The organism is Pantoea sp. B_9, from assembly GCF_008632015.1.
Taxonomy (GTDB): Bacteria; Pseudomonadota; Gammaproteobacteria; order Enterobacterales; family Enterobacteriaceae; genus Pantoea; species Pantoea dispersa.
The window spans coordinates 990,414-1,013,001 of record NZ_VWVL01000001.1; the positions used below are offsets into that span (position 1 = coordinate 990,414).

The 22,588-nt window shown below is 57.9% G+C and carries 18 protein-coding genes; 7 read left to right on the forward strand and 11 right to left on the reverse strand.

Annotated elements, in window-relative coordinates:
- Entirely contained in the window at window positions 1-909 is a 909-nt protein-coding gene (locus F3I21_RS04725) for an ABC transporter substrate-binding protein (RefSeq protein ID WP_058780854.1), read from the reverse strand.
- A 217-nt stretch (window positions 910-1,126) separates the two neighbouring features.
- Between F3I21_RS04725 and F3I21_RS04730 the strand changes: the two genes are divergently transcribed.
- Entirely contained in the window at window positions 1,127-2,593 is a 1,467-nt protein-coding gene (locus tag F3I21_RS04730) for an MFS transporter (protein ID WP_127833833.1), read from the forward strand.
- 31 nt (window positions 2,594-2,624) lie between these two features.
- Here F3I21_RS04730 and idi read toward each other — a convergent pair whose 3' ends face one another.
- On the reverse strand, window positions 2,625-3,158 hold the full coding sequence (idi, locus tag F3I21_RS04735; protein ID WP_058757829.1) for an isopentenyl-diphosphate Delta-isomerase: 534 nt from the start codon (window positions 3,156-3,158) through the stop codon (window positions 2,625-2,627).
- 193 nt (window positions 3,159-3,351) lie between these two features.
- Complete coding sequence (locus F3I21_RS04740) at window positions 3,352-5,247, reverse strand: methyl-accepting chemotaxis protein (RefSeq protein ID WP_058769488.1); 1,896 nt, start codon at window positions 5,245-5,247, stop codon at window positions 3,352-3,354.
- A 397-nt stretch (window positions 5,248-5,644) separates the two neighbouring features.
- Between F3I21_RS04740 and F3I21_RS04745 the strand changes: the two genes are divergently transcribed.
- Both F3I21_RS04745 and F3I21_RS04750 read left to right on the forward strand, forming a co-directional pair.
- Window positions 5,645-7,057, forward strand: a complete 1,413-nt coding sequence (locus F3I21_RS04745; RefSeq protein ID WP_150058414.1) for a hypothetical protein — start codon at window positions 5,645-5,647, stop codon at window positions 7,055-7,057.
- Window positions 7,058-7,100: 43 nt separating this feature from the next.
- Entirely contained in the window at window positions 7,101-7,673 is a 573-nt protein-coding gene (locus F3I21_RS04750; RefSeq protein ID WP_104187066.1) for a hypothetical protein, read from the forward strand.
- A gap of 158 nt (window positions 7,674-7,831) precedes the next feature.
- On the opposite strand, the gene F3I21_RS04755 is transcribed toward F3I21_RS04750, so the two are convergent.
- Window positions 7,832-8,566: a sulfite exporter TauE/SafE family protein gene (locus F3I21_RS04755; RefSeq protein WP_150058415.1), complete on the reverse strand. Its 735-nt coding sequence runs from the start codon at window positions 8,564-8,566 to the stop codon at window positions 7,832-7,834.
- Between the two features lie 100 nt (window positions 8,567-8,666).
- Between F3I21_RS04755 and F3I21_RS04760 the strand changes: the two genes are divergently transcribed.
- On the forward strand, window positions 8,667-9,560 hold the full coding sequence (locus F3I21_RS04760; RefSeq protein ID WP_150058416.1) for a LysR substrate-binding domain-containing protein: 894 nt from the start codon (window positions 8,667-8,669) through the stop codon (window positions 9,558-9,560).
- A gap of 51 nt (window positions 9,561-9,611) precedes the next feature.
- Here F3I21_RS04760 and F3I21_RS04765 read toward each other — a convergent pair whose 3' ends face one another.
- Window positions 9,612-10,721: a suppressor of fused domain protein gene (locus tag F3I21_RS04765; protein WP_150058417.1), complete on the reverse strand. Its 1,110-nt coding sequence runs from the start codon at window positions 10,719-10,721 to the stop codon at window positions 9,612-9,614.
- A 226-nt stretch (window positions 10,722-10,947) separates the two neighbouring features.
- On the opposite strand from F3I21_RS04765, the gene F3I21_RS04770 reads away from it, so the two are divergent.
- A complete protein-coding gene (locus F3I21_RS04770) occupies window positions 10,948-11,241 on the forward strand; it encodes a hypothetical protein (RefSeq protein WP_058757834.1) in 294 nt (97 codons plus the stop codon).
- On the opposite strand, the gene F3I21_RS04775 is transcribed toward F3I21_RS04770, so the two are convergent.
- Window positions 11,232-12,110 (reverse strand): oxygenase MpaB family protein, encoded by an 879-nt coding sequence (locus F3I21_RS04775; protein ID WP_058775313.1) that lies wholly within the window; start codon window positions 12,108-12,110, stop codon window positions 11,232-11,234. The genes F3I21_RS04770 and F3I21_RS04775 overlap by 10 nt on opposite strands.
- A 183-nt stretch (window positions 12,111-12,293) precedes the next feature.
- Window positions 12,294-14,591 (reverse strand): beta-glucosidase BglX, encoded by a 2,298-nt coding sequence (gene bglX / locus F3I21_RS04780; RefSeq protein ID WP_031279874.1) that lies wholly within the window; start codon window positions 14,589-14,591, stop codon window positions 12,294-12,296.
- Window positions 14,592-14,746: 155 nt separating this feature from the next.
- Here bglX and dld point away from each other — a divergent pair, with 155 nt between their 5' ends.
- Window positions 14,747-16,456: a D-lactate dehydrogenase gene (gene dld, locus F3I21_RS04785; RefSeq protein ID WP_150058418.1), complete on the forward strand. Its 1,710-nt coding sequence runs from the start codon at window positions 14,747-14,749 to the stop codon at window positions 16,454-16,456.
- 102 nt (window positions 16,457-16,558) lie between these two features.
- Here dld and F3I21_RS04790 read toward each other — a convergent pair whose 3' ends face one another.
- The 3 genes from F3I21_RS04790 to F3I21_RS04800 all read right to left on the reverse strand — a co-directional run bounded on the left by F3I21_RS04790 (window position 16,559) and on the right by F3I21_RS04800 (window position 20,975).
- Window positions 16,559-19,000 carry a DUF3772 domain-containing protein gene (locus tag F3I21_RS04790; protein ID WP_058775310.1) on the reverse strand — a complete coding sequence of 814 codons (2,442 nt, stop codon included), beginning with the start codon at window positions 18,998-19,000 and terminating at the stop codon, window positions 16,559-16,561.
- A 224-nt stretch (window positions 19,001-19,224) separates the two neighbouring features.
- Window positions 19,225-20,163: a D-alanyl-D-alanine endopeptidase gene (pbpG, locus tag F3I21_RS04795; RefSeq protein WP_058758039.1), complete on the reverse strand. Its 939-nt coding sequence runs from the start codon at window positions 20,161-20,163 to the stop codon at window positions 19,225-19,227.
- Window positions 20,164-20,387: 224 nt separating this feature from the next.
- Complete coding sequence (locus tag F3I21_RS04800) at window positions 20,388-20,975, reverse strand: Yip1 family protein (RefSeq protein WP_021508475.1); 588 nt, start codon at window positions 20,973-20,975, stop codon at window positions 20,388-20,390.
- Window positions 20,976-21,139: 164 nt separating this feature from the next.
- On the opposite strand from F3I21_RS04800, the gene F3I21_RS04805 reads away from it, so the two are divergent.
- Window positions 21,140-21,715, forward strand: coding sequence for a DedA family protein (locus F3I21_RS04805; RefSeq protein ID WP_021508476.1), 576 nt, complete (start codon window positions 21,140-21,142; stop codon window positions 21,713-21,715).
- Here the strand turns inward: F3I21_RS04805 and F3I21_RS04810 are convergent.
- Window positions 21,712-22,491 (reverse strand): SDR family oxidoreductase, encoded by a 780-nt coding sequence (locus F3I21_RS04810; RefSeq protein WP_058757839.1) that lies wholly within the window; start codon window positions 22,489-22,491, stop codon window positions 21,712-21,714. The genes F3I21_RS04805 and F3I21_RS04810 overlap by 4 nt on opposite strands.
- Window positions 22,492-22,588: the final 97 nt, after the last annotated feature.

Below are 22,588 nucleotides of genomic sequence, written 5' to 3' on the forward strand. Positions count from 1 at the left end.
TTACAGCAACTTATTCTGCTGCAGCCACTGCTGCGCCACCTGGCTGGCGTCCTGACCGTCAACGGCGATTTGCGCGTTGAGCTGCTGCAGGGTTTTCTCATCCAGCTTGCTGAATACCGGCTGCAGCCAGTCGGCAATCTGCGGGTACTGTTGCAGCACGCTGGCGCGGATCACCGGCGCGGGCGCGTAAATCGGCTGTACGCCCTTCGGGTCGCTCAGGGTTTGCAGGCCGAGCGCCGCGACCGGGCCGTCGGTACCGTAAGCCATCGCCGCATTGACGCCGGACGTTTGCTGGGCGGCCGCTTTGATGGTAACAGCGGTGTCCCCGCCGGCCAGAGACAGCAGCTGTGACTGGCCCAGCTTGAAGTTGTAGGCTTTCTCAAACGCCGGCAGCGCATCGCTGCGCTCGATGAACTCCGCCGACGCCGCCAGCTTAAAGGTGCCGCCTTTTTTCAGGTAAGCGCTGAGATCGTCGAGGGATTGCAGGTTATTCTGCTGCGCGACATCGCCGCGCACCGCAATGGTCCAGGTGTTGTTAGCCGGTGCTGGCGTCAGCCATACCAGATGATTTTTCTCTGCATCGAGCTTTTTCACCTTTTCATAGCCCTGCTGCGCGTTTTTCCACGCCGCGTCCTTCTCATCATTGAAGAAGAACGCCCCGTTGCCGGTATATTCCGGGTAGATATCCAGCTCACCGGCGGTGATTGCGCCGCGCACCACCTGCGTGGTACCGAGCTGGATTTTATTCACGGTTTTTACCCCATGCTGGTTCAGCACCTGCAGAATGATGTTGCCGAGCAGCGAACCTTCAGTATCGATCTTGGAACCTACCTTGACCGGGTCCGCTGCCTGCACGGCCCCGACACTCATCGCGAATGCGATCATCCCCAATAAACCCTGCTTAATCATGGCGCTTTCCTCAGCATTATTTTCTTTCAGTGATTATCAAGCGTAGCCTGGCGAAACGGGATGGGTGCGGTCAAGCGGCGCAATTCGTTCTTTTTCTGCTATCCGTTGCCGGTTTTATAGAACGCTTTGGTTGCACTTATAACCAAATAGAATTTTTCACATCCGTGGCGCGGCTTATGCTCATAGCCCCACTCTTTACAATAAATCACACAACATCATGTCTGACTTAACTTCTTCGGCGCACGTGGCGCTGGCAGGGAATACGCCGCAGGGCGAGACGCAGTGGATTCGCAGTGCAGCCGACGTGACGCGGCTGGTCAACAACAGTAACGCCTCGCGCAGCAATGCACGCATCGTCATCGCCATTGCGCTGGGCGGGGTTTTTCTCGATGCCTACGATCTCGGTGCGCTGGCCTTCGGTATTAAAGATGTCACGCGCGAATTCAATCTGACGCCCGCCGGCACCGGCATGGTGGCGTCGGCCATCACCTTTGGCGCGATTGTTGGCGCGCTGATCGGTGGCTATCTCACCGATAAAATTGGCCGCTATCGGGTTTTCATGGCCGATATGTTCTTTTTCGTGGTGGCGGCACTGGCCTGTGCCTTTGCGCCGAACGAGTACGTGCTGGCGGCGGCGCGCTTTGTGATGGGGCTCGGCGTCGGCATCGATCTGCCGGTGGCGATGGCGTTTCTGGCGGAGTTCTCCCGACTGCGCGGTCAGGGCAATAAGGCCGCCAGTGTCGCGATGTGGTGTCCCACCTGGTACGCGGCGATCAGCATCTCCTATTTGCTGGTGCTGCTGCTGTATGCGGTGCTGCCAGAGAGCCATACTGACTGGCTGTGGCGGCTGATCCTCGGCTTTGGCGCGGTACCGGCGCTGTTGATCATCGCCATCCGCAGTCGTTACATGAGCGAATCACCGATCTGGGCAGCAAATCAGGGCAACCTGCAGGGTGCAGCGGCAATCCTGCGGCGGTCATATAACATCAACGCGGAGGTCGCGCAGGATGCCGAGCTCACTGCCTCCCAGCCAGTACGTAAAGCCAGCTGGCGCAACTACGGCGCGCTGCTGCAGGGCGTTTACCGCCGCCGTACGCTGCTGGCAACGATAACCTCGATTGCCTCGTCGTTCGCCTATAACGCCGTGGCCTTTGGCCTGCCGGTGATCATCTCCAGCTTCCTCGCGCAGTCGATGCTGACCACCATTCTGGTCTCGCTGGCGCTTAACCTGCTGTTTGCCTTTGTCGGGGGGCTGCTGGCGGTACGACTGGTGCCGCGACTGGGCGCATGGAAGATGTCGGTGGCCGGTTACGCCTGCCAGTGTGCGGCGCTGCTGGGCCTGGCGCTGATTGGTCGCCCGGCCGGCGGCGAGGAAGCGGCACTGGCGATTGCCATGCTGGCGCTATTCCTGTTCGGTCAGGGGTTTGGTCCGGGTTCGCACACCATGACGTTTGCCTCGCTGAGCTATCCGGCTTCGCTGCGCGGCGTGGGCGTCGGCTTTAACCAGACGCTGATGCGCGCCAGTTCGACGGTATCCCTGTTTGTGTTTCCGCTGCTGGTCGCGGCGTTCGGCACCGGCGTGTTCTGGGTAATCCTGCTCGCACCGCTGGCCGGATTACTGGCGCTGCTGGCGATTCGCTGGGAACCGTCAGGCTATGACGTCGATGCGGAAGATTTTCAGTAAGCGGATAACGCCTCAGCGATGAGGCGTTGGCTCAGGCGGTGAGGCGGAAATCGCCCAGCGTGTTGGGGATGCGCGGAAAAGTGTGCAGGAACCACGGCGTGAATTTTGCCGGATTGTCGCGCATCTCCTGCTGAATCTGTTCGACTGAGCGGTAACACCAGTCGTCAGCCTCATCAAGGTTGAGCACCGGCACTTCGTCACTGATGGCGAAAAACACGTGACCGTACTCGTGTTCGATCAGACCGTTGCTGAGCGGCAGGTTATAGCTCAGTTCAAACACCGGCGTTAACGCCAGATCCAGTCCCATCTCTTCACGCAGGCGGCGCTCAGCTGCATCGCGCGTCGGCTCCTGCGGGTAGGGATGGCTGCAGCAGGTATTGCTCCACAAACCGCCGCAATGATACTTGCTTTGCGCCCGGCGCTGCAGCAACAGTTCATGGCGCGAATTGAACACGTAAACCGTTACCGCACGATGCAGCAATCCTTTCTCATGCACTTCCAGCTTTTCCATCTTGCCGGTGGGACGATCGAGGTGGTCAACGAGGATAACTTCAATGGCGGGCATGACAACTCCTTCGGAAAAATCCCCACTATTGTACACAATAGCGGAAGCGGCAGCGGAGAAAATCGCGCACATTCCGTGCGCTGGCGCGATAAGCAGTAAGCTTAGCAGCCAGCAGATAATTCAGCAGAAAAAGGCGGGGAAAAGCGTGACAGCGGCGCAAAAAACGCGCCGCTGTGCTCTCTGACGGGATGAATTACAGTTTGAAGCCGTGCACTACCTGCTCAAGCTGCACGCTCTGCTCTTCCATGGCGCGTGCCGCTGCCGAGACCTGCTCCACCAGCGCCGCGTTCTGCTGGGTGCTGCCGTCGAGCTGGGTAATCGCCACGTTCACCTGTTCGATCCCCATGCTCTGCTCGCGGCTGGCGGACATGATTTCGCTCATCAGCGTTGTGACGCTGCTGACGCCCTGCATCAGCTCATCCATGGTTTGTCCGGCCTGCTCCACCAGCTGGCTGCCGGTGTCGATATTAGCTACCGACTCTTCAATCAGCTTCTTGATTTCGCGCGCCGAGTTGGCGGAACGCTGCGCCAGATTGCGTACCTCCGAAGCCACCACGGCAAACCCGCGACCCTGTTCACCGGCGCGTGCCGCTTCTACCGCCGCGTTGAGCGCCAGAATGTTGGTCTGGAAGGCGATGCTGTCGATGACGCTGATGATATCCACCACCTTACGCGAGGAGTGATGGATTTCACCCATGGTGCTGACCACCTGACGCACCACTTCACTGCCGCGCGCCGCCACCTGGGACGCGCCATCTGCCAGCTGGTTAGCGTGCGTGGCGTTGTCGGCGTTCTGACGCACCGTGCCGGTCAGCTCTTCCATCGACGCGGCGGTTTGCACAATGGAACTCGCCTGCGATTCCGTCCGCGCCGAGAGATCGGCGTTGCCGCTGGCGATTTCGCGTGAAGCCGCGGTAATCGCCAGTGCGCTGTCGCCCACCTGGCGCATCAGCCCCTGCAAATGGGCGATGAACTGGTTAAAGCTTTGCGCCACGGCATTGAATTCCGGGCTATTGCTGGCTGGCAGACGCTGCGTCAGATCCGCACCACCGGTCGACAGCGCTTCGATGTTTTGATGCAGCAGATTCAGGCGTTTCATCATCGCGCGGACAAAGCCAAGCAACACCAGCAGCAGCAGAATCGCCAGCGGGATCTGGACCAGGCCGAGACGGGTCAGCATGCTGTGCGTCTGCGCATCCAGCAGCGCGGACGGCACGTCGCTGGCCAGATACCACGGGCTGCCGGGAATGGCCTGCAGGAACAGCGTGTGCTCACCATCTTCTCCGCTGAAGGTGGTTTGCGACGGCTGAGAACCGGCCTGTGCCAGCAGCCCTTTCAGCGCCGCCGCCATTGGCAGTTGGGTATCAGCCAGATTTTCCAGCTTCGGCGTCCCCTCCAGCAACGCGGCATTGCCGACCACTTTGCCGTCCGCTTCGACAATCAGTACGCGGCCATGAATCGCCTCACCCATCTGCTGCGCCAGCTGGTTGAAAAAGCCGAGCGTGACGTCAATGGTTGAGACGCCCCAGACAGTGCCGTTACGGTAAATCGCCATGGCGCAGTTGGTGCGCGGCTGCGGGCTGGCGGCATCCTGATAAGCCTTCGCCCACGCGCACTGGCCTTTTTCTGCGGCCATGCCATCTTTGTACCACGGCTGCTCCCAGTATTTGTCGGCAGCATCGGAGTTCCAGTAGGTGTTGACCTGCAGCTGGTTGCTGGCGTTACGCGCAAAGAACGAGCTGTCTTTCTCTTTCGCCGGATCGCGCCGGTTGGGTAACGGCCAGATACCGCCGCCGAACACGTTGCTGTCCTGATACTGATTAACCAGCGCCGGCAGCAGCGTATCAATGGCGGCGCTGTCCATCACGCCCGCCGCTTCGGTAATGGCACGCTGCTGCGCCTGCACGCGGTTCATCTGCTCGACGATACGCCCGGCGAGACCATCCACCTCATAGCGCACCAGCCGGCTTTCGTTCTGGCTAAGCTGCGGTGCGATGAACTGGTTAATCACCAGGACGGTGACCAGCATAAGAACAACGAAGAATGCGACTAAAGTCGCGGTAAAACGGGATTGTGTGGTTTTTAACATCGGTGTGCCCTTACCCTGGTGTGGCGAGTTGCCTGATCGAGGTTAACGGCTTGTTACAGAGGAACTTGAGGTGCGCGAGATCACAAAATGGTTAACTGATTGAATAGCGTGATCATAAGAGCGCTTATTGTCACCGGCCTTACCCTGCCCCCTTTCTGACCGCTCTGGTGTTAACTTCCGTGCCAGTCGCTACGCCGGGCTTTCGGCCTTCAGTTCGCCGTCCGGAATCGTCCTGAAAGGGAATATGGCGCAAGCGCTGGTTCCTTTGTGTTGCGCTAACAGCGGACGTACTCGCCCCACGTATAGTGCATTTCTAAGCTGCCCACGCACAGAGCCTAAAAATTTGCTGCAAGATGCCGATACCTGAACTTCTTAATCAATATATGAAGGACCATATATGTACTTCGTACGCTCTTTAATTCGTCCGCTTTCTTTGCTGTGTCTCCTGCCGTTTTCTTGCGTCCAGGCTGCAGATATGCCCGAATTAACAGGTGCCATCACGAATCCCTTTTCCGTTACCCGCATCCACGATCGGGTAAATTTCATGGTGTCGTTAAACTTCAATAACGGAAAAACGGCGCAACAATGGCGGTCGATTGATTGCAAACAGGGCAAAGCACAGCTCCTGTATAAGGATCTGTTAAATGATAAGGGCTTTACCATCGCTCGTTATTACGGTAACAGCTATCTCCGGTATGCGCCTGCACAGGATGATCAGCAAATTACCGCAGACGATATCCACAAGGTGTGCAAACTCCCCATAAAAGAGGCTCGATGGGAAAAGTTATCAGCCACGTCTGAAATCGGCACCACCAAACTGGTCGATGTGAATAGCATTCAACACACTGGCGACATTTTATCGGTTCGTCTGGGATATGATTACGCAGCTATCATCTGGGAACCGCCTTACGATGCGCCGCTGGGATTAAAAACAGAACACTACCTGTACAACTGTAAGACCCATCAGGGTGCTGTAATTGCTGCCATGAATTTCGACAGCGAGGGGCGCGTTACAGATTCACTCATCACTGCTGATCTTGTTCGCCGCAAGAGTAGCTTCAAAATTGATACTCAGATGACACAACGTTTCGATCAGCTCTGCCAGTTACCCGCAGGAAAAAAGTTTACCGCTGAAGGACATTTTGTGTCCGCTGCGAATAAGCCAGCATCCACGTTGATGGGGCCATTAATGCCAGACCTGAGTAAAAATAATTCGCAGTGGCTGGATAAGTATTCTCTTTCTGCTGAAATTGAACGGCAGGCACAAGCACTGATTAAACCCTGGGCGCTGCCACGCTTCAAACAAATCCGTTATACCGAAGTAAGCACGCTCGGTAAGGTTGAAGTTCAGCTGGATGCACAGCCAAATGGTTATGTACGTAAGCTGGAAGATTACGGTATCTGGAAGGTGCAACGTTTGACGCTGGCTAATCAGTTGCAGCTTAAGTTCACCATGTCCATCAGCACAGGCGCATCACTCCTTAATAAGTTGCAGACGGATCTGCGTTTTCCGCTAGTAACGGGTCAACAATATCAGGCGCAATGGGAGAGTATTGACTCCGATAAAAAAATTACGTCTTCAGGGTTACGCTGCAAGGTAACCTCGATGGGAGACGCAAAGAGCATTGCGGATGAATTTAGCGGCAAATATCTCTTAGTCGAGTGTCAGCAAACTGATTCAGGACAAGCGGGTAGCCGTGTCAGACTCGCCTGGCTGCAGGATCTCAATGTGTTCGTGACCGTTGCTATGCAGGTAGGTGATAAGCCGGAAAGCCTGGTGAAACTGGAAAATGTAAGTGTAATACGTTAATCAGCAGACAGGCACACAGCATTTATTATTTATGGTATCTGAAATGAGTGAATTTAAAGATTTTGAGCTTGTAAAGGAATCACTGTTAGAGTTTATTAAAAAAAAGGAAGTAAAAGCCAGATTTGCCCATGTCGTGGCCAATGAGTACAACGACTGGGAAAAATGGTTTCAAATTGAGTTTGAATATTTCCTTTTGAATGAGAAGGGTTTTCACACCAGAAGGGAGTTGAAGGCGAAATCTGATCAAAGAAGCAAACTCAATCGTTTTTACATGTTTGTCGATTTGATTTTCAGAAAACCTAATACTGCCAAGGATCAGTACATCTACCTTGAATTTAAGCGGGCAATAAAAGCGACAACGTTAGTCAAAGGAATGTTGCACGACATATCCAAAGTGAATTCAATCGTTAAATCACACTACATTGAGACTGAAATTAAGCAGCGTTCATTTTGGTGTGTGGGTTTTTATCACTCTTTCCATAAATTGACGGTTGACCGTGCACAGGAAGAGATCAAGCAATACTCCAAAAGCTTTCACGAACCGGTGTATCTATGCTCGTGCCGGGGCGCATCGCATTATGATGAATGCCCAAAAATCGGCGTAGTCATCATCTGACAGGTCTGTTTCCTGCGTACCTGAACCTTGCATAACTGACTCATCACAGCATCGCGCGAAAAGTATCCGTTGCCTATTGCAACTATGACTTCTCGTTGCGATGCCGATGGGGCTAACCCGCTACGCTTAAATTATTTCAAGGGAGATGAAGATTGATTTTATGGTGCTCCTGACCAGGCATTAACGATCAATCCTGCGCCGGAAATAAACAGAATGGCGTCTATCAGCACGGCAAATTGTGTGACCGACAGTCTCTGGACTATCACCTTCGTGCTCAGGGTGCCCAGCATAATGCCACTGCCCACTAACACACCGGTGAGCACAACCTGCATTGAGAGCGCATGCTGAAAGGCAAACGTACTGACCTTGCTGAAATATAACAGCAAGGCGCTCGATGCTTCCGTGCCAATAAACGCGCCACGGCTCAATCCATAGGCGGTAAAAATCAGCACGCTCACCGGTCCGGTGGAGAGAACCAGTCCGGTCAGAAAACCCACCACGCCACCACAAAGCCCTAACTGCTTTATCGAGAGCGTCCAGTGACTGTTTTTCAGGTTGCGTCTGACCAAAATCATCACCCAGAAAAACAGACCCAGCGCGCCATCAGTGATCCAGGCGGGTAAAGAGAGCAGCACATGCGCGCCTAACGACGCAGCTGGCACGCCAGGAAGGCTATAGGCCAGAGTGGCGCGCCAGTCGATTTCACGCCACCAGACCGCGATGCGCGAGAGATTTCCCAGGATTGCGGCGATAGCCATGACCGGCATCGCCACTCTGGGGCCGAAATTGCTGACCATCAGCGGTAGTAGCAGTAACGAAGAACCGGTGCCGATGATGCCACTCAGCGCTCCGGAGAGGATCGCGATCAGCGTCACAAAGAGATATTCACCCACTGACTTTCCTCATTTTCAACGGCAAAGCACGCATCTTAATGAGGGCAATTCGATCATAATATCGATAAATATTGCCCACCACTGATACTAAAAGTCACAGATGAAAAAACGTAACCTGCCACCGTTGAATGCATTGCGGCTGTTCGAAACGGCCGCGCACGCCAACAGCCTGAGTGACGCGGCTGAGGAATTAGGGGTGACCCACGGTGCCGTTAGCCGTCAGATCAAATTGCTTGAAGCGTGGCTGGGACAACCGTTATTTGAACGTCAGGGACAACGCAGCGTGGCGGCGGAACATGCCCGGGCTTTTGCCGCAGAGATCAGCACCGCTTTTGACATCATCAGCGATGCTGCGGTGCGCTTTGGCAAAACATCCAACACCCGCACGATACGCGTCAATGCGCAAACCACCTTTGCGATGCACTGGTTGATCCCGCGCCTGCCGGCATTCCATAGCCAATATCCTGACATTGAAATCTCGGTATCCACCTCAAACAGTTCGGAGGTGAAAGGGCTATCTGGCTTTGACGTATTGATTCGCCGGGATGCGCTGAACAAACCTGAATGGCGTTACTTTGAGAAGAAAGCGTTATTTGAGGAAAAACTCACCCTGATTGCCGCGCCGAAACTGTTAGCCACAAAAGCGCTGAACACCCCTGCAGACCTGGCGACCCACGTTGTCGTGTTATCCAGTACGCGGTCAGGCGAGTGGGAACGGTGGATGAAGCAGGCTGGCGTCGGGGAGGTGCGTCCGGAACGTTTTCAGCGATTCGAACACAATTATATTAGTCTGCAGGCGATTATTGATGGCGTCGGTGTGGGTATCGGTGGAATACAAATGCTGGGACATGATCTGCAGGGCAACCGGCTTGTCACCCCGTTAGCTATTGAGGCGAAGGGGAGCCGCTACGTGGCGTTAATTGCGCCTGACGTGGATAAATCATCCTCGCTAAACCGCTTTGTCGCATGGCTGGAACGGGAAGCATCCGCTTAATACCCGCCTGGTCGCTGCCAGAGGGGTATGTCGGGGCTTTTTCGGCAGGCACTACGGTGCGGACTCCACCACTTCATGGCGCGGACGGAACACATGATCGCTGCCCTGCGCCAGCAAACGCTGCAGCAGCTGCTGGCCGCCGCGATCGTCCGCCTGGGCAAACAGCCGCTCGGCTTCGGTGATCGGCGTCGCCCACAGCAGATTGGGCCGATCGCCGTCGCGCTTCGGCAGCCGCAGCTGTGCACTTTCGCCCGCCAGCCCGTTGGCCAGCAGGAAGCTTTCAAAGCCGACCGGCGCAACTTCCGACGCCAGCGTGTGCCCTTCGCCAATCCACGTCAGCCGCGCCCACGGCAGATGAGCAAACTCCGCCAGCGCGCTGGCCATCTGTACCGCGTTGGCCTCGGTCATCACTTCGCCATCCACCGCCATCGCCAGCTCTACACGCCGGTACTGCGGTGCCAGCTCATCAAACAGATAATCCACCTGCGGCATCGGCCGGATACTCATGCCGAGCGTGAAGAAATACCACACGCCGTTATGCCAGTGCTGCGAAATCGCCATCGGCGGCCAGTTGCCCTGATCGATGGCGTAATATTTTACCGACTCACCAAACTGCGCCTGGTAACGTTGCAGCAGCTCGCTCTGCACCCGATCCCACTGCTGGCCATCGTGCCAGTCACGCCAGAAATGACGCTGCTGTTCGGCGCGCGCGTAGTAATCGTTGGTGGAGGCTGAACCGAGCGGCGCGGTGAGACGGTTCTCTTTGATGCAGCCCGCCGAGAAGCTGACCTGCTTGTCCTGATACAGGCTCCAGCCGGGGATTACCGCCAGCAGCTGGCCGTAATACCACAGCGCGGCACCGTCGTCGCTGGGCTCCCACAGAATCTGCAGGCCGGCCGGATCGAGCATCGGCTCCGCTTCCAGCGTGCGGCAATAGCTGGCGCTGAGCAGCGGCGCAATACCCTGCTCCATCGCTTCGCGATCTTCCTGCGCCGGTGCCGGCAGCAGATTGCGCAACCAGCAGCCGCGCACGGCGTACTGACTGCGGAACAGGTCGTTCGGCCAGATATAAAAATAGGCGGTACGCGCATCCTGTTCGACGATGGCGGTTAAAGTGTGTTGCTGATTCGGCACCTCAGCAATCAGAGGTTGGTGTGTCATAACGCCTCGACAATGCCTGGAGGGATCCATTTTCCCCGAGAATAGAGCAGGATCGGCACTCGCGCCATGTGACACAAGGGTAAAACTCTCAAAGTGCGCCAGGCCATCGTTCAGCCCGGCTTAAGAATGGCGGGGGTAGCGGCGGCGAAGCTTCAGATTTTTTTGCGATTCTTTTACCGCTTCGCATGCTATTGTCAGCGCACTCTTCTGTTGCGGAGCTGTCGTCATGGTGCTGCAAACCCTCGATCTCAATCTGCGCGAAATCGTGATTCTCGCCCTGCTGCTGTGGCTGTTTGTCCGCTATACGTGGGTGATGGCAGCCCTGACGCTGATCGTCGGTGCCATCGCGCTGCTGGTGCTGCTGCCGCTGGATATCTACTACACGCTGGTGCCGCTGGCGCTACTGGGCGTTGGCCTGGGCATGCTGCTGCATCACTATCAGCAGCGCCAGCTCCTGCTGAAACGCGAGGCGCGCACGCCGCGTAGCTATACCAGCAAGCAGGATGAATTTCACCTGTAACGCGGATCGCGCCCCATGCGCTGCATGGCACGCGCCCAGGCGCCACGCTGGATTGACCAGCGCAACAGGGCGGCAATCAACGCGATCTGCTTATCAATCCGCCATTGCGCCACTGGCCCGATCGGCTGTTGCATCAGCTGTTGCGCCCAGTCCGGCAGCAGACCACAGCCAGCCCGCAGCATGACGCGCATCGCCGGTTTCGCCTGCCAGCTGGGTGCTGGCGCATTAAGCAGCAGCTGCATCACTTCGTGAGTGCGCGCATCGTAAACCAGCTCTGCCCGCATCGCCTGTAAATAGGCCTCAACCGCCTCTACGCTTTTCGGCACCTGCTGCGCACCAAGCGCTTCCGCTACCCGCGCCGCTTCGGCGTAATAACGATCGCGATCGGCGAGGCTGAGCTGCGGATTTTTGTAACGCAGATGCGCGGCCAGGAAGCGGCTGGTTTCTGCAACGTGCACCCAGGTAAGCAGATGCGGATCGCTGGCGGCATAAGGTTTGCCGGTGTTATCGATGCCGGTGACGCGCAGATGGATGCGTTTGACCCGCTCAATCAGGGTATGCGCATCGGCGGTGTTGCCGAAGGTGGTGACCGCGATGAACTGGCTGGTGCGCCGCAGCCGGCCGAGCATGTCCTGGCGGAAACTGGAGTGATCCCACACGCCCGCCAGCGCCGCCGGATGCAGCATCTGTAGCATCAGCGCGCTGATACCGCCGCACAGCATCGCGGGAAAGTCGCCGTGCACCTGCCAGATGATGTGGTCAGGGCCGAACAGGCCGGGATCGCCCGGCGGTTGAGAGATGTCAAATTCGTTGAGCGACAGGCCGTTAAGGCGAAAGACCTGCTGTTCGATGCGGTGGCGGAGATTCATTTGTTCGTTCTTGCGCTAATGACCTTTCCCTCACCCCAGCCCTCTCCCGCGCGCGGGAGAGGGGGCAGTCCGCTGAAGCTGGCAGGTCAGAGGATAATATCCGCTAAAAGTCGGTTTGATCGGTTCCCTCTCCCGCCGGGAGAGGGTTAGGGTGAGGGAAAAATCAGGATAACAAACCCTCAATTACAAATAATCGAACTGCGCATCCTGGGTTCTGACTGAATCCAGACCGATCATCACGTTGAATTTGCCCGGCTCAGCGACGTGCTGCATCTTCTGATTCCAGAACTTCAGCGCATCGACATCAATCTTAAAGCGCACGGTCTGCGACTCGCCGGCCTTCAGCATAATGCGCTGGAAGCCGCGCAGCTCCTGCACCGGACGGCTGATACTGGCGACCGGATCGTTCAGGTACAGCTGCACCACCGTGGCACCATCGCGTTTGCCGGTATTCGTCACCGTCACGCTGGCTTCCACCGTGCCGTTACGCGGCATGGTCGGCGCAGACATCTTCACCGGTGACACGCTGAACTGGGTATAGCTCAAACCATAACCAAACGGATAGAGCGGACCGTTGACCGCGTCGTAGTAGTGCGAGGTGTACTTGTTCGGCTTCTCGAAATTGTACGGACGGCCGGTTGGCAAATGATTGTAATAAATTGGAATCTGCCCGACCGAGCGCGGGAATGACACCGGCAGTTTGCCTGATGGGTTGTAATCACCGAACAGCACATCGGCGATGGCGTTACCGCCCTCGGTACCGCTGAACCAGGTCTCCAGCATCGCATCCGCCATGCGGTCCTCATTCACCAGCGCCAGCGGACGGCCATTCATCAGCACAATCACCAGCGGTTTCCCGGTGGCTTTCAGGGCCGCCAGCAGCTTCTGCTGGCTCGGCGGGATCACCAGGTCGCTGCGGCTCGACGCTTCATGCGCCATGCCCTGCGCCTCGCCCACGGCCGCCACTACCACGTCCGCTTTTTTCGCCTGCGCGACCGCTTCGTCAATCAACTGCTGTGGCGAACGGGCATCGACGCTGACCGCCTGCTCATACAGGTTGAGGAAGTTCTGGATACCTTTGTTATCAGAAATATTGGCCCCTTTGGCATACAGCACGGTGCCTTTGCCGGCCATGGCGCTGCGCATGCCCTGCAGCAGCGAGACAGATTGCTTCGCCACGCCCGCAGCCGACCAGCTGCCCATGATATCGCGCTGGCTATCGGCCAGCGGTCCCACCAGCGCCACGGTGGCCTCTTTCTTCAGCGGCAGGGTTTCATGCCAGTTTTTCAGCAGCACCATACTGCGGCGCGCCACGTCGCGCGCTTCCGCCCGGTGCAGGCGGCTTTCCGCATTGGTGTCCTGCGGATCGCTGCCTTTCGGACCGAGATGGCTGTACGGGTCGTTGAACAGGCCCATGTCATATTTAACGTTGAGCACGTGACGGGCCGCATCGTCGATTTCCGCCATGCTCACCGCGCCGCTTTTCACCAGCCCCGGCAGGTATTTGCTGTAATACTCGTCGCTCATACTCATGTCGATGCCGGATTTCAGCGCAATACGCACGGCATCCTGCGGATCGCTGGCGACGCCGTGTTTGATTAACTCTTTGATGGCACCGTGATCGCTGATGGTGATGCCTTTGAATTTCCAGTCGTTGCGCAGAATATCTTTCAGCAGCCAGCTGTCGGCGGTGGCCGGGGTGCCGTTCAGCGAGTTGAGCGCCACCATCACGCCGCCGCTGCCGGCATCCAGCGAAGCTTTATACGGCGGCAGATAATCCTGGAACAGGCGCTGCGGACTCATGTCAACGGTGTTGTAATCACGACCGCCTTCTACTGCGCCGTAAGCCGCAAAGTGCTTAACGCTGGTCATGATGGCGTAGCGGTCGGCGGCGCTCTTGCCCTGCATGGCTTTGACCATCGCACTGCCCATCTGCGAAGTGAGATAGGTATCCTCGCCAAACCCTTCAGAGCCGCGGCCCCAGCGCGGTTCGCGCGACACATCCACCATCGGCGCCCAGGTCATGTTGAGACCATCGTCTGCCGCTTCATAGGCGGAGATGCGTCCCACTTCGCTAACGGCTTGCAGATCCCAGCTGGCGGCGAGGCCGAGCGGAATCGGAAAAATAGTGCGCTGGCCATGCACCACGTCATAGGCAAAGAACAGCGGCACCTTCAGGCGGCTGAGCTGCATGACCTGATCCTGCATGGCGCGGATATCCGGACGCGTTACCGTATTGAAAATCGCCCCGACCTGGCCGTGCTGAATCATGTCGCGAATCGCCTCTTTTGGCGTATCCGGACCGACGCTAATCAGGCGCATCTGCCCGATCTTTTCATCCAGCGTCATTTTGCTCAGCAGCTGATTAACAAAGGCGTCGCGCGCCTGTTCCGTCATTGGATGGGGGCCGAACAGATCGTCCGCAAACGCGGGTTGCACGGCAAGGGAAACAGCGAGGCTAACAGAGTAAATCCATTTCATCAGGTCGGGTTCTCTTAAGTAACTGCGCAATATCGAAATAACCGGGGCAGTGTGCCACAAGATGAGGATAGCAGGTAGCCGCCATTGTCACACTGCGCCCCCGTGGCCGACGCGTGCTACAGTAGAAACGCCACGTTAACGACAAGGATAGGCTAATGAATAACAACACCTCACACCCTGCCCTGCTGTCCGAGCTGCGCCGTCTGGTCGGCGCATCACAGCTGCTGACCGACGCGGAGCAGACCGCGCGCTATCGTAAGGGTTTCCGTTCCGGCGAGGGCGATGCGCTGGCGGTGGTTTTCCCCGGCTCGCTGCTGGAGCTATGGCGCGTGCTGCAGGCGCTGGTACAGGCCGATGCCATCGTGCTGATGCAGGCCGCCAATACCGGTCTGACCGAAGGTTCAACGCCCAACGGCAACGATTACGATCGCCCGGTGGTGATCATCAGTACCCTGCGTCTCGACAAACTGCAGCTGATCGACGGCGGCAGGCAGATTCTCGCCTTCCCCGGCAGCACGCTGTATCAGCTGGAGAAAACCCTTAAACCGCTGGGGCGCGAGCCGCACTCGGTGATTGGCTCCTCGTGCATCGGCGCCTCGGTGCTGGGCGGCATCTGCAATAACTCCGGCGGCTCGCTGATTAAACGCGGCCCGGCCTACAGCGAAATGGCGCTGTTTGCGCAGGTGGACGCCGACGGCAAGCTCCGGCTGGTCAACCATCTGGGCATCGAACTCGGTCATTCGCCGGAAGAGATTCTCGGCCGGCTGGACGACGAGCGCTGGCAGCCGGATGACGTGCGCTGGGATGCGCGTCACGCGTCCGACCACGAATACGCCGAGCGGGTGCGGGACATTCACGCCGATACGCCGGCGCGTTTCAATGCCGACCAGCGGCGCCTGTTTGAAGCGTCAGGCTGCGCCGGCAAACTGGCGGTGTTTGCCGTGCGGCTTGACACCTTCCCCACCGAGCCGAAGCAGCAGGTGTTTTACATTGGCACCAACGACCCGGCGACGCTCGGCGAGCTGCGTCGCCACATGCTGGCGGAGTTTACCCATTTACCGGTCGCCGGTGAGTACATGCACCGCGATATTTTCGACATCGCCGAGGTCTACGGCAAAGACACCTTTGTGATGATTGATAAACTCGGCACCGACAAGATGCCACTGTTTTTCACCCTCAAAGGCCGGGTGGATGCCTGGCTCAGCAAGCTGAGCTTCGTTAAGCCGCACCTGACCGATCGCCTGCTGCAACGCATCAGCCGCTGGTTCCCGGCGCACCTGCCGAAGCGCCTGAAGCAGTATCGTGACAAATACGAGCACCACCTGATGCTGAAGATGTCCGGCGACGGCGTGGCCGAAGCGCAGGCGTATCTGCAGGAGTATTTCCGCGAAGGCGGCGGTGAGTTCTTTGCCTGCGACGCCAAAGAGGGCGCGCACGCTTTTCTGCATCGTTTTGCCGCAGCCGGTGCCGCCGTGCGCTATCACGCGGTGCACGCTGACGAAGTGGAGGATATTCTGGCGCTGGACATTGCGCTGCGCCGTAACGAACAGGAGTGGTTTGAGCGCCTGCCGCCGGAGTTTGATAACGATCTGATTCATCGCCTTTACTACGGCCACTTCTTCTGCCACGTGTTTCATCAGGATTACATTGTGAAGAAAGGCGTAGATGCCCATGCGCTGAAGGAGAAGATGCTGGCGATCCTCGCGGCGCGCGGCGCGGAGTATCCGGCAGAGCATAACGTTGGCCATCTGTATGCGGCCAAACCGCAGCTGCAGGCGTTTTACCGCCAGCTCGATCCGACCAATACCTTTAACCCGGGCATCGGGAAAACCAGTAAGCAAAAAGGCTGGGCGGTGAAAGCCTGAGTCAGATCTGCCGGACCCGTAGCGGCGCGATTTATCGCGCGGGTTTGCTGCATCAGAGGCAAACCTTAGCGCAATGAATTGCGCCGCTACGGTCTCATGCCATTATGGCAACGCTTCACCTTCATTCTGCGTCGCCGGCAGCGCGCGGCGTTCGATGATCATGGTCTGTGGCGTCGACAGCACGATGCCCTCTTTGCGCAGGCGCGTCAGGATATCGAACAGCAAATCGCTTTTCGCACCGGAAATCTGGCGCTGGCTGGCGACGTTGCCGGTCACGCTCAGCACAATACCCGCCGGCGTCAAATCTTTAAACGAAACCGACGGCTCCGGCGTTTCGAGAATACGCTCGTTTTCGCGATACACGTCCAGCAACAGTTCGCGCACCTGCACCGGATCGATATCCAGCGGGAAGGTCAGCTGAATCGTCACCACGCCCTGCGCGTTGCCCATGGTGGCGTTACGCACGTTCTGCGAAATCAGCTGCGAGTTCGGCACGATCACCGTGGATTTATCGCCCAGCTGAATCTCAGTCGCACGCACGTTAATACGGCGTATATCCCCTTCGATGCCGCTGATGCTCACCAGATCGCCGACCTTCACCGGACGCTCGGTCAGCAGGATCAGACCGGAGATAAAGTTCTTCACGATCTCCTGTAAGCCGAAACCGATACCCACCGACAGGGCGCTGACGATCCACGCCAGCTTGTTCCATTGCAGCCCCATAATCGACAGCGTCAGCAAAATAATCAGCACGTAGCCGATATTACTGAACAGCGTCACCAGCGACACGCGCATGCCGATATCCATGGTGGTCTTCGGCAGGAACTCTTTGTCCAGCCAGCGCCGCACCGAGCGCAGCACGTAAATACCCACCACCAGACACAGAATGGCGTTCACCATGTGCGCCGGCACAATGTTGAGCGACTCCAGCCCTTTGCCACCCCAGAACTCAATGACTTTCTGGATCAGCTCAATCGGCGTGGACGAGGCAAACGTGCCGTTGAGCAGCGCCAGCGCGACAAACGCCACCAGCAGAGTTTTCCCCACGGCGCTGAGCAGCGTTGCGGCCTGCTGCAGGTAGCGCTCGTCAATATTCAGTGAGGTCTGCAACCGCTTGCCGGTCGCGTTGTTGGTGGAGAACAGGCTTTCACAACCGTCGTTGATCAGATGACTGAGGAAGTAGAACGAGCCAAACAGGATGCCGCACCAGATCACTTCATAGCTGAGGAAGCGCGCCAGCGTGACGTAGCCGACAATCAGCGAAACCAGAATCGCCACGGCGGTGACCGTCAGCGCCAGCTGCACCAGGCCGACGATTGTCGGACGCGCTTCCGGCGGATTGCCGGCCTGCGCCATGCGACGACGCACGCGATTGGTGCGCATGCTGATCGCCAGCCCGGTGCTGCCAATCAGCAGCGCCGTCAGGCCATTGGCAAAAATGGTGGTGTTCAGGCTGGTGCCGACCGTGTAGTTAAACGACTCGGCGGTCTGGAAGATAAACACCAGCGCGGCGGTAATCGGCGGGAACGGCTTCAGCGCCAGCGCCACTTCACTGGAGATGCTCGGCAGACGCCAGCTCGGGCGGCGCGTTGACAGAAATGCGCGGCCGAGACCGGCGATCAGTCCGCAGTAAACGCTGAGCTGCACCAGACGGCTGATAAAATCCTGCACGTCGCTGGACACTTCATCGCGGCGCACAAACGCCAGCGAGAGAAAGTTAAAGGTCAGCACCACGGCCGCCAGCGTAGTCAGCGCAATCGCCGCCGCGAGGAAGCTGCGGCGCAGCCGCCCTTCCGGCAGTTTGTGAATGCTGACCCACGCCAGAAACTCTTCGCTGTAACGCCGGCCCAGCGTCATCACCAGCAGTGCCGCCAGCAGCCAGCCGACCGTGCCCACGCGCCAGCCCGGCTCCCACGACAGCGCGGCGGTATCCTGCAGCTCGCTGATAAAGTCGCCAATTTTTTCGCCATCCAGGTCCTGACGGCTGAACAGCGGTGACCAGAAGCGTGGCCCTAAAATACTGCCGGAGTTGAGCGCCAGCTGGCTTTTCAGCTGATCGCGCCGCAGGTTGACGATCTGCGAGGACAGCACCAGCGCCCCGTTTTTGATGCCGTCGGCCTGCTTGATCTGATCATCCAGCTTGCCCTTCTGATTCTCCAGCGCGGCGCGTTTGCGCGTCACTTCCGGCGTCTCTTTCACGCCGCTGTCCGCCTTCGGCGCCGGGCCGAGCACCGCCAGCTGCGCATCCAGCTGCTGACGCTGCGGAATCAGCGCCTGGCCGAGGGTTTCCGCATTACCTGACAGCTCCAGCGCCATCTCATTGAGCTGGTTGAGCTGGTTTTCGTTGGTATCGCCAGACACCTGGCCCTTAATTTTGTCGAGGATCTTCTGCATCTTCGGCAGTTCAACCGCCGGATTGACCTTCGGTGCCGCGTCTTCTTCCTGCTGCGCGGGCGCGGCGTTGTCATCCGCATAGCTGAGCGCCGGCGTGAATAACACCAGTAGCAGCAGGAACGGGGTAAACAGAGAACGAAACTTGAACATATGAGTGAGATTCCAGCGCAATAACAGCCTATAAACGCAAGGTTGACCGTGAATGGTCGCCAGTGTAGGACTTTGCCGTCAGGGAAACTATAGGAATGGTGGCGTAAAACATTGGTGCTAACGATAAGAAATTTTGTTCATTTAAGCGCCGTTGATCGTCAGTCACGCGCCACCCCGGCACACGGCGCACTCCCTTGCGCCGCTACGCTAAGTAACGGGTTGCGTTACTCTACGTCCGCACTGCTGGCAAGCTGCGACGCTTTCTGCTTTTTGTACGCCAGCGCGGCCGCCGGCACCGGCGCCGCCTTGCCGGTTTCCAGCCAGTCGCGCAGGCGGTTGGCATCGGCAAAGTGGGTATATTTGCCAAACGCATCCAGCACCACCAGCGCCACCGGACGGTTATTAATCATGGTACGCATTATCAGGCAGTGACCGGCCTCGTCGGTGTAACCGGTTTTGGTCAGCTGAATGCGCCAGTCATTTTTGTACACCAGATGGTTAGTGTTGCGGAACGGCAGCGCGTAGCTGGGGTGTTTAAACACCGCCGTCTCCTCTTTGGTGGTGCTCAGCTGACCAATCAGCGGATACTGGCGCGTGGCCTTGAGCAGCTTCACCAGATCTTCCGCACTGGAGACGTTGTGCAGCGACAAACCGGTCGGCTCCACATAGTGGGTGTGCGTCATGCCGAGCGCGCGCGCTTTGGCGTTCATGGCGCGGATAAAGGCATCGTAACCGCCGGGATAGTGATGCGCCAGGCTGGCCGCCGCGCGGTTTTCCGAGGACATCAGCGCCAGCAGCAGCATGTTGCGGCGGCTGATTTCACTGTTGAGCTTCACGCGCGAGAACACGCCGCGCATTTCGGGCGTCTGGCTGATATCCACCGACAGCATTTCGTCCATCGGCAGTCGGGCATCCAGTACCACCATCGCGGTCATCACTTTGGTGATCGACGCAATAGGCCGCACCCGGTCCGGATGGCTGGAAAACAGCACTTTATTATTATCGAGATCGACAATCAGCGCGCTGCCGGAGGCGATTTGCGGCTGGGCAATCGGCGCCAGATCGGACAGTTTTGCTGCGGCGGCGAGCGCCGGAGTCATCACAGCTGGCGCGGCGACAAACAGCGCCAGCGACAGCAAAGAAATACGCATTTTTACAGACATCGTGTCAAAAAAATCCGGTGAGGAGGTTTGCGCTGTGTTGTAACACAGGCCGCCGGCGTCAGGCCTGATGCGACGCGGGCTGGCTGCGCTATCATACGCGCTCATCTGCGAAATTTCTTAGAGAGATTGTTTCCGGGCGTTAAAAAAGGCGGGCATAACAGTCGCTGCCAGGCGCAGCGGGATCAGTCAGGTCGCCATAGCTGACGACCTGACCCTTATCACGGTCAGAACAAGCGTGGTCCGTAACCCCACAGAATCACCGTCAGCGCCAGCAGCACCTCAAACACCAGCACGCCAATCGCCAGCGTCGAGCCGGAGAAGCGCAGGCTCTCTTCACGGTCAATGTTAAGGAATACCGGGATGCCGACGTACAGCAGATAGCCGGTGTACATCAGCGCTAACGCTCCGGCCAGTACGCACAGCCACACCAGCGGATAGAGCGCCACCAGCCCGCTGATGAACAGCGGCGTCGCCACATAGCCGGCAAATACGGTACAGCGCTGAATGCTGGGACGCTGCGGATAGTCGCGCGCCATCCAGTGAATCACGCGGCCCATCACCGCCACACCGCCTAAGATGATCAGGTAAAACAGAATGCCGAGACCAATACCGGTCAGCATGTTGAGTTGCACGAACTGCCCTTCGCCCAGATTCCAGCCCAGCTGCGTAGTGCCAATAAAGGCGCAGATCACCGGGATCGCCGCCATCAGCAGAACGTGATGGGTGTAGTGGTGCGAAACGCTCTCGTTTTCCTGCTTGATATCACGCATCTCCTGATTGGGATGCGCCAGAAGACCCCAGACATGATTCATACAATCACTCCTCTGATGCGACGGGCTGCCCCAGCGATCAGGCTGTCCAATGCAGGCAGCTTCAGTTCAAGTATAATCGGCGCGGCTGTTTTTGCGGCCAGCGGCACAAAAAAAGCCGCAGCCAGCTAGACTGTTAGCTGTATCGCTTACCCAGGGAGGAGCAATTGCATATCGATATCAATGGATTAATCACCCAGTACGGTTACCTGGCGCTGCTGATTGGCTGCATTGCCGAAGGGGAAACCTTTACCCTGCTGGGCGGAGTCGCGGCGCACGAGGGCCTGCTGCATTTCAGCGGCGTGGTGCTGGCGGCGATGGGCGGCGGCATTATTGGCGATCAGCTGCTGTTCTGGCTTGGCCGCCGCTATGGCACACGCATTCTGCGGCGCTTCCGCAAACATCAGGACACCATTAAAAAAGCTAACCGGCTGATTCAGAAGCACCCCAGCCTGTTTGTGATTGGCGTGCGCTTCATGTACGGCTTTCGCCTGATTGGACCGATTATTATTGGCACCAGCCGCCTTAAGCCGCTGCGCTTTTTCGTGCTTAATGTCATTGGCGCCGCGCTGTGGGCGCTGATTTTTGTCACCCTCGGCTACTTCGCCGGTGAAATTATTACTCCGTGGCTGCACAAGCTTGATCAGCACCTCAAGCACTTCATCTGGCTGGCGGCGGCAATTGTGTTCGGCATCGTGCTGCGCTTTGTGATTCGCCGCTGGAACCGCCGCCGCGCCGGTTAACTGTGGTAACCCTTGAACTGCGGGTTGGCCAGCATGAAGCCGCCGTCGACCACGAATGACTGCCCGGTGGTGTAAGTGGCCCATTCCGAGCACAGCCACGCCACCAGACTGGCGATTTCGCGCGTATCGCCAGGGCGGCCAATCGGGATTTCCGGCATGCGCCGGCTGTGCGCCTCGCTGTTGCTCATGTCATTCATCGGCGTGGCGATAGCGCCCGGTGCCACGGCATTCACCAGAATGTGGTGCGGCAGCAGGCTCAGCGCCATCGATTTGGTCAGCCCGCCAAGCGCATGCTTGGCTGCGGTATAGGCGGCGGCGTCCGGCAGCGGCGTATGCTCATGCACCGAGGTAATGTTGATGATGCGGCCGCCGTCGCCCTGATCCACCATATGACGCGCGGCAATCTGTCCGCAGACAAAGGCGCCGTCTACGTCAACAGTGAAGACTTTGCGCCAGTCCTCAAAGGTCACATCAAGGAAATCGGCTTTGGTCATCACGCCGGCATTGTTCACCAGTACATCGATGCGGCCCAGCGAGTTGATCAACTGCGCCAGCTGCTGCCCGCCAGCCTGCGGATCGGACAGATCGAGCTGCCGCACCTGGGCCAGCTGGCCTTTGCTCTCCACCAGCCGCGCGGTCTCCTGCGCGCCCTCTTCATCCGAGCGCCAGGTAATGCCGACGGTATAGCCGGCCTCGGCCAGCATTACGGCGCAGCTGCGTCCAATCCCCGAATCTGAAGCGGTCACTACGGCGACTTTCTGTTTGCCCAGTGTCATAACGTTCTCCTGCCTGATGGGTGTCTTCACAGTATAGAAGTTATCGTTCTGTGCCACGTCGCAGCCGATTCTGCCGTTTCGTCTATAGTTAACAATC

Excerpts from the sequence above, each read along its gene's own strand:
- F3I21_RS04725 (WP_058780854.1), bottom strand. The coding sequence starts at position 909 with ATGATTAAGCAGGGTTTATTGGGGATGATCGCATTCGCGATGAGTGTC.
- F3I21_RS04730 (WP_127833833.1), top strand. The coding sequence starts at position 1,127 with ATGTCTGACTTAACTTCTTCGGCGCACGTGGCGCTGGCAGGGAATACG.
- idi (WP_058757829.1), bottom strand. The coding sequence starts at position 3,158 with ATGCCCGCCATTGAAGTTATCCTCGTTGACCACCTCGATCGTCCCACC.
- F3I21_RS04740 (WP_058769488.1), bottom strand. The coding sequence starts at position 5,247 with ATGTTAAAAACCACACAATCCCGTTTTACCGCGACTTTAGTCGCATTC.
- F3I21_RS04745 (WP_150058414.1), top strand. The coding sequence starts at position 5,645 with ATGTACTTCGTACGCTCTTTAATTCGTCCGCTTTCTTTGCTGTGTCTC.
- F3I21_RS04750 (WP_104187066.1), top strand. The coding sequence starts at position 7,101 with ATGAGTGAATTTAAAGATTTTGAGCTTGTAAAGGAATCACTGTTAGAG.
- F3I21_RS04760 (WP_150058416.1), top strand. The coding sequence starts at position 8,667 with ATGAAAAAACGTAACCTGCCACCGTTGAATGCATTGCGGCTGTTCGAA.
- F3I21_RS04765 (WP_150058417.1), bottom strand. The coding sequence starts at position 10,721 with ATGACACACCAACCTCTGATTGCTGAGGTGCCGAATCAGCAACACACT.
- F3I21_RS04770 (WP_058757834.1), top strand. The coding sequence starts at position 10,948 with ATGGTGCTGCAAACCCTCGATCTCAATCTGCGCGAAATCGTGATTCTC.
- F3I21_RS04775 (WP_058775313.1), bottom strand. The coding sequence starts at position 12,110 with ATGAATCTCCGCCACCGCATCGAACAGCAGGTCTTTCGCCTTAACGGC.
- bglX (WP_031279874.1), bottom strand. The coding sequence starts at position 14,591 with ATGAAATGGATTTACTCTGTTAGCCTCGCTGTTTCCCTTGCCGTGCAA.
- dld (WP_150058418.1), top strand. The coding sequence starts at position 14,747 with ATGAATAACAACACCTCACACCCTGCCCTGCTGTCCGAGCTGCGCCGT.
- F3I21_RS04790 (WP_058775310.1), bottom strand. The coding sequence starts at position 19,000 with ATGTTCAAGTTTCGTTCTCTGTTTACCCCGTTCCTGCTGCTACTGGTG.
- pbpG (WP_058758039.1), bottom strand. The coding sequence starts at position 20,163 with ATGTCTGTAAAAATGCGTATTTCTTTGCTGTCGCTGGCGCTGTTTGTC.
- F3I21_RS04800 (WP_021508475.1), bottom strand. The coding sequence starts at position 20,975 with ATGAATCATGTCTGGGGTCTTCTGGCGCATCCCAATCAGGAGATGCGT.
- F3I21_RS04810 (WP_058757839.1), bottom strand. The coding sequence starts at position 22,491 with ATGACACTGGGCAAACAGAAAGTCGCCGTAGTGACCGCTTCAGATTCG.